This is a genomic window from Novosphingobium sp. HII-3, assembly GCF_002916655.1.
GTDB lineage: Bacteria > Pseudomonadota > Alphaproteobacteria > Sphingomonadales > Sphingomonadaceae > Novosphingobium > Novosphingobium panipatense.
In genome coordinates, this window is sequence record NZ_PPSM01000059.1 from 1 (window position 1) to 4,640 (window position 4,640).

General features: G+C 66.5%; 3 protein-coding genes. All 3 read left to right on the top strand.

Annotated elements, in window-relative coordinates:
• The first annotated feature begins 93 nt into the window (after positions 1-93).
• Positions 94-2,142, top strand: coding sequence for a hydantoinase/oxoprolinase family protein (locus C2R25_RS17250; RefSeq protein WP_103730396.1), 2,049 nt, complete (start codon positions 94-96; stop codon positions 2,140-2,142).
• Positions 2,143-2,155: 13 nt separating this feature from the next.
• Positions 2,156-4,054: a hydantoinase B/oxoprolinase family protein gene (locus C2R25_RS17255; RefSeq protein ID WP_103730397.1), complete on the top strand. Its 1,899-nt coding sequence runs from the start codon at positions 2,156-2,158 to the stop codon at positions 4,052-4,054.
• On the top strand, positions 4,051-4,640 hold a 590-nt coding region (locus C2R25_RS17260; protein ID WP_103730398.1), incomplete at its 3' end, for an isochorismatase family protein. The genes C2R25_RS17255 and C2R25_RS17260, both read left to right, overlap by 4 nt.

Sequence of the window (4,640 nt, forward strand, 5' to 3'; positions counted from 1 at the left end):
GCCTCTCCGCCTGTTGATCATTCGTTTTCAGGGGTCTGTTTCTGTTGGTGCTGCGATGCTTGCTATTGGGGGATTGAAGCGGAGATTGGGTTCATGACTTATCGCCTGGGGGTGGACGTTGGTGGTACGTTCACCGACCTTTTGCTGCTTGACCAACGCAGTGGCTCGTTCTGGCGGCACAAGACGCCCTCGACCCCGCATGACAGTTCGGAAGGTATCCTGAACGGGCTTGGTGCGGTGTGCGGGAAGGCGGGGATCACGCCGGCGGACATCGAGTATTTTCTGCACGGCACCACGGTAGCGACGAATGCGGTGCTGGAAGGCAAGGGGGCGAGGGTCGGCCTTGTTGTTACCGAAGGCTATGGGCAGGTCATGCAGATTGCCCGCTCGTTCGTGCCCGGTGGACTTGCCGGGTGGATCGTGTGGCCCAAGCCCGAGCCGCTGGCCGCGCTTGAGGATACGGTGGAAGTGGCAGGGCGGATGGATGCGCAAGGGCGCGAGATCCGCCCGCTCGACGAGGCGGGCGTGCGTGCCGCGCTGGAGAAGCTCAAAGGCCAGGGCGTCGAAGCGCTGACAGTCAGCCTGATGAACGGCTACCTCAACGGCGCGCACGAGAAGCGGGTGGCGGAGCTCGCGGCGCAGATCATGCCCGGCGTTCCGATCTCGCTCAGCCACGTCGTCCTGCCCGAGATGCAGGAATACGAACGCACGCTCACTACCGTCGCCAATGCAGCGGTGCGCCCGGTCGTGGGCAAGTACGTGCGCAACCTGCGCGACAACCTGCGCGGCGGCGGCATGGCCGGTTCGCTTTCGCTGCTGCGCTCGGACGGCGGCCTCATGTCCTCCGAGAAGTCCGAGGAACAGCCCGTGGCGCTGCTCATGTCGGGTCCGGCGGGCGGGGTCACAGGTGCGCTGTGGGTCGGCAAGAACGCGGGGATCAGGAACATCCTGACGCTCGACGTCGGCGGCACCTCGACCGACGTTGCGCTGATCGAGAACCTGGAGGCGCGCCGCGTGCGCACCACCGAAGTCGGCCACCTCTCGGTTCGCGCTTCGGCGCTTGACGTGAAGACGGTGGGCGCGGGCGGCGGCTCGATCGCCTACGTGCCCGAACTGACCGGCGCGCTGCGCGTCGGCCCGCAGTCGGCGGGCGCGGTGCCGGGGCCGGTGGCCTACGGCAAGGGCGGCACCCTGCCCACCGTGACCGACGCCAACGTGGTGCTCGGCTACCTGCCCGAGAACCTGCTGGGCGGCACTTTCAAGCTTGACCGCGAAGGCGCCAAGGCGGCGGTGCAGACCATCGCCGACAAGCTGGGCATCGGCCTGATGGAGGCCGCGCGCGGCATCATCGATATCGTCAACGAGAACATGTTCGGCGCGCTGCGCATGATTTCGGTGCAGCAGGGTTACGATCCGCGCCACTTTGCGGTGATGGGCTTCGGCGGCGCCGGCCCCTTGCACGTCAATGCCGTGGCCAGGCTGATGGGTTCGTGGCCGGCGGTCTCGCCGGTCTCGCCGGGCGTGCTGTGCGCGCTGGGCGATGCCACCACCCGCATGCGCACGGAGACCGCGCGCTCGTTCTCCAAGCGCTTCTCCGAGACCGAGGAAGCCGAAGTGATCGCGCTGCTGGAGGAAATGGCCGCGCAGACCACCGAGGAACTGACCGCCGAGGGCATCGCGCCAGGCGACGTCACCGTGCAGTTCGAACTGGACGTGCGCTACGAGGGCCAGGCCTTCGAAGTGCCGCTCTCGATCAGCCCCGAGGTGCTCAAGGCCGACGGCCTCGCCGGCGTCGTGGCGCGCTTCGATGCCGAGCACGAGCGCCTGTTCACCTTCAACATGGACACCGAACACGAACTGGTGAACCTGCGCGCCGTGGCGCTGGGGCCGCTGCTCGAACTGGAGGCGCTGCGCCTTGCGCAAGGCAACGGCGATCCGAGCGAGGCCAAGGTGCGCGACCATGAACTGTGGTACAACGGCGCGATGGCCCCGGCGGTGATCTACGATCGTGCCAAGCTGCGCGCGGGCGACGTCATCAAGGGGCCGGCCATCGTCACCGAGATGGACTCGACCACGCTCATCGAAGGCGACTGCGTCGGCACTGTCGATGCGGTCGGCAACATTCTGATCAACCTGGCCTGAGGGGAGCAGACCCATGCCCGCACGTATCATCCAGGCTAACGACACGCCCTTCCACAAGGTCGATATCGACCCTGTCACTCTCGAGGTCATCGAGAACGCGCTGCGCAACGCCCGCGTCGAGATGGACGCGACACTGGTGCGCACCGCCATGTCGCCCGGCATCCGCGAGCAGGGCGACGCCTTCCCGCTGATCGCCGACCATCAGGGCCGCATGATCGTGGGCCAGTTCGGCTCCTACATCGGCCCGTTCCTCGACGGCTTCGACGGCACCGTGGAAGACGGCGACATGATCTTCCTGTCCGACCCCTACTCGGTCGGCGGGGCGATCAGCCACTGCAACGACTGGCTGGTGCTGCTGCCGGTGTTCAAGGACGGGCGCCTGATCGCCTATACCTCGATGTTCGGCCACCAGAGCGACATCGGCGGCATGGTCCCGGGATCGATGCCGATCCACGCGACCGAGATCTTCCAGGAAGGCGTGCGCATCCCGCCTGTCAAGATCTGGAAGAAGGGCGAGTACAACGAGGATCTGATCAAGCTGGTCATGCACCAGTCGCGCACTCCGGCGTGGTGCAAGGCGGATCTCAACGCGCTGATCGCCTCCTGCCGTGTCGCCGCGCACCGCGTGGTGGAAATGGCGACGCGCTTTGGCGACGACGTGTTCGTCTCGGCCACCAACCTGCTGCTCGATCGCAACTACCGCGCCATGAAGCAGCTGATCGAGACCTCGATCGGCGAGGAAAAGGTCTCGTTCGAGGACTACATCTGCGACGATGGCATGGGCTTTGGCCCCTACAGGATCAAGTGCACCATGTGGCGCGAGAACGGGCCCGAGGGCACGCGCGTCGTCCTCGACTTCGACGGCACCGATCCGCAGAGCCAGGCCTCGATCAACATGTTCCTGAACGAGAACATGATGCGCATGTTCTTCGGCATCTACATGATCATGGTCTTCGATCCGCAGATCCTGTTCAACGACGGGTACTATCCGCTGATCGACGTACGCATTCCGGAAGGCTCGCTGCTCAAGCCCAGGTTCCCGGCCGCGCTTTCGGGCCGCACCCACGTGCTGGGGCGCCTGTTCGACATTCTGGGCGGTCTCCTAGGCCAGAAGACGCCGGAGTTCCTCAACGCTGCCGGTTTCTCCTCCTCGCCGCACCTGTTCTATGCGGGCACCGACAAGGCGGGCAAGTGGTTCCAGCTGTTCCAGATCGGCTTTGGCGGCATTCCCGGCCGTCCGCTCGGCGACGGGCCGGACGGGCACTCGCTGTTCCCCGGCTTCACCAACGTGCCCAACGAGTTCCTGGAGCGCTACTTCCCGCTCGTCATCGAGAAGTACGAGACGGTGCCGGATTCGGGCGGTGCGGGCCTTCACCGCGGCGGCAACGGCATCAACATGGTCTACCGCTTCCTCGAGCCGGGCGTGATCGCCATTCACGACGACCGCTGGTTCGTGCCGCCCTGGGGCGTCAACGGCGGTCACCCGGGCAAGCGCGCGCGCAAGCTGCTGGTCAAGGCGGACGGCACCGAGATCGTCGTCGGCAACAAGCTGGAGGACTATCCCGTGGAAGCCGGCGACGTGCTGCACTTCATCACCTGGGGCGGGGGTGGCTGGGGCGACCCGCTCGACCGTGACCCGGCGCTGGTGCTGAAGGAAATCGGCCAGGGCCTTGTCACCGTCGAAGGCGCGAAGGACTACGGCGTCGTCATCACAGGCGGCGCGGTGGACGAAGCCGCGACTACGGCGCTGCGCGACAAGCTGCGCGCCGAGCGCGGCGAGATCGGCGTGTTCGACTTCGGCCCCGACATCGAGACGCTGCGCAAGAACTGCCTTGCCGAAACCAGCCTGCCCGCCCCCAGGGCGCCCATGTGGAACCGCGATGAGGTGGAACTGGCCGAGGCGGCCGAATGAGCGATCTCCTCGAGGACTACAATCGCGGCGGCTTCGGCGGGGCTCTGCAGCCCGGCAAGAAGCCGGCGCTACTGCTGGTGGACGTGGTCGTGGCCTATCTCACGCCCGGCCAGCCGCTCTATTCGCCGCGCTTCGAGACGGCGCTCGCCTCGTGCGAGCGCCTGACCGACGCGGCGCGCGCAGCGGGCGTGCCGGTGATCTTCACCAACGTCGTCTACCGCGCCGGCGGCAAGGACGGCGGGCTGTTCTACCAGAAGGTGCCGGCGCTGGAGGCATTCCTCGAAGGCTCACCCCTCGGCGCCTTCCCCGACACGCTGCAGCCGCGGGCCGACGAGGTCGTGGTGACCAAGCAGTACGCCTCCGCGTTCTTCGGCACTTCGCTGGCCGCGACGCTGACCAGCATGGGCGTCGACACCCTCTTCATCACCGGCTTTTCCACCTCGGGCTGCGTAAGAGCCTCCGCCCTCGACGCCCTGCAGAACGGCTTCGTCCCCCTCGTGGTCGCAGACGCCTGCGGCGAGCGCGACGAACGCCCACACCAGGCAAACCTCTTCGACCTCTCCAAGAAATACGCCGAAGTAATCAC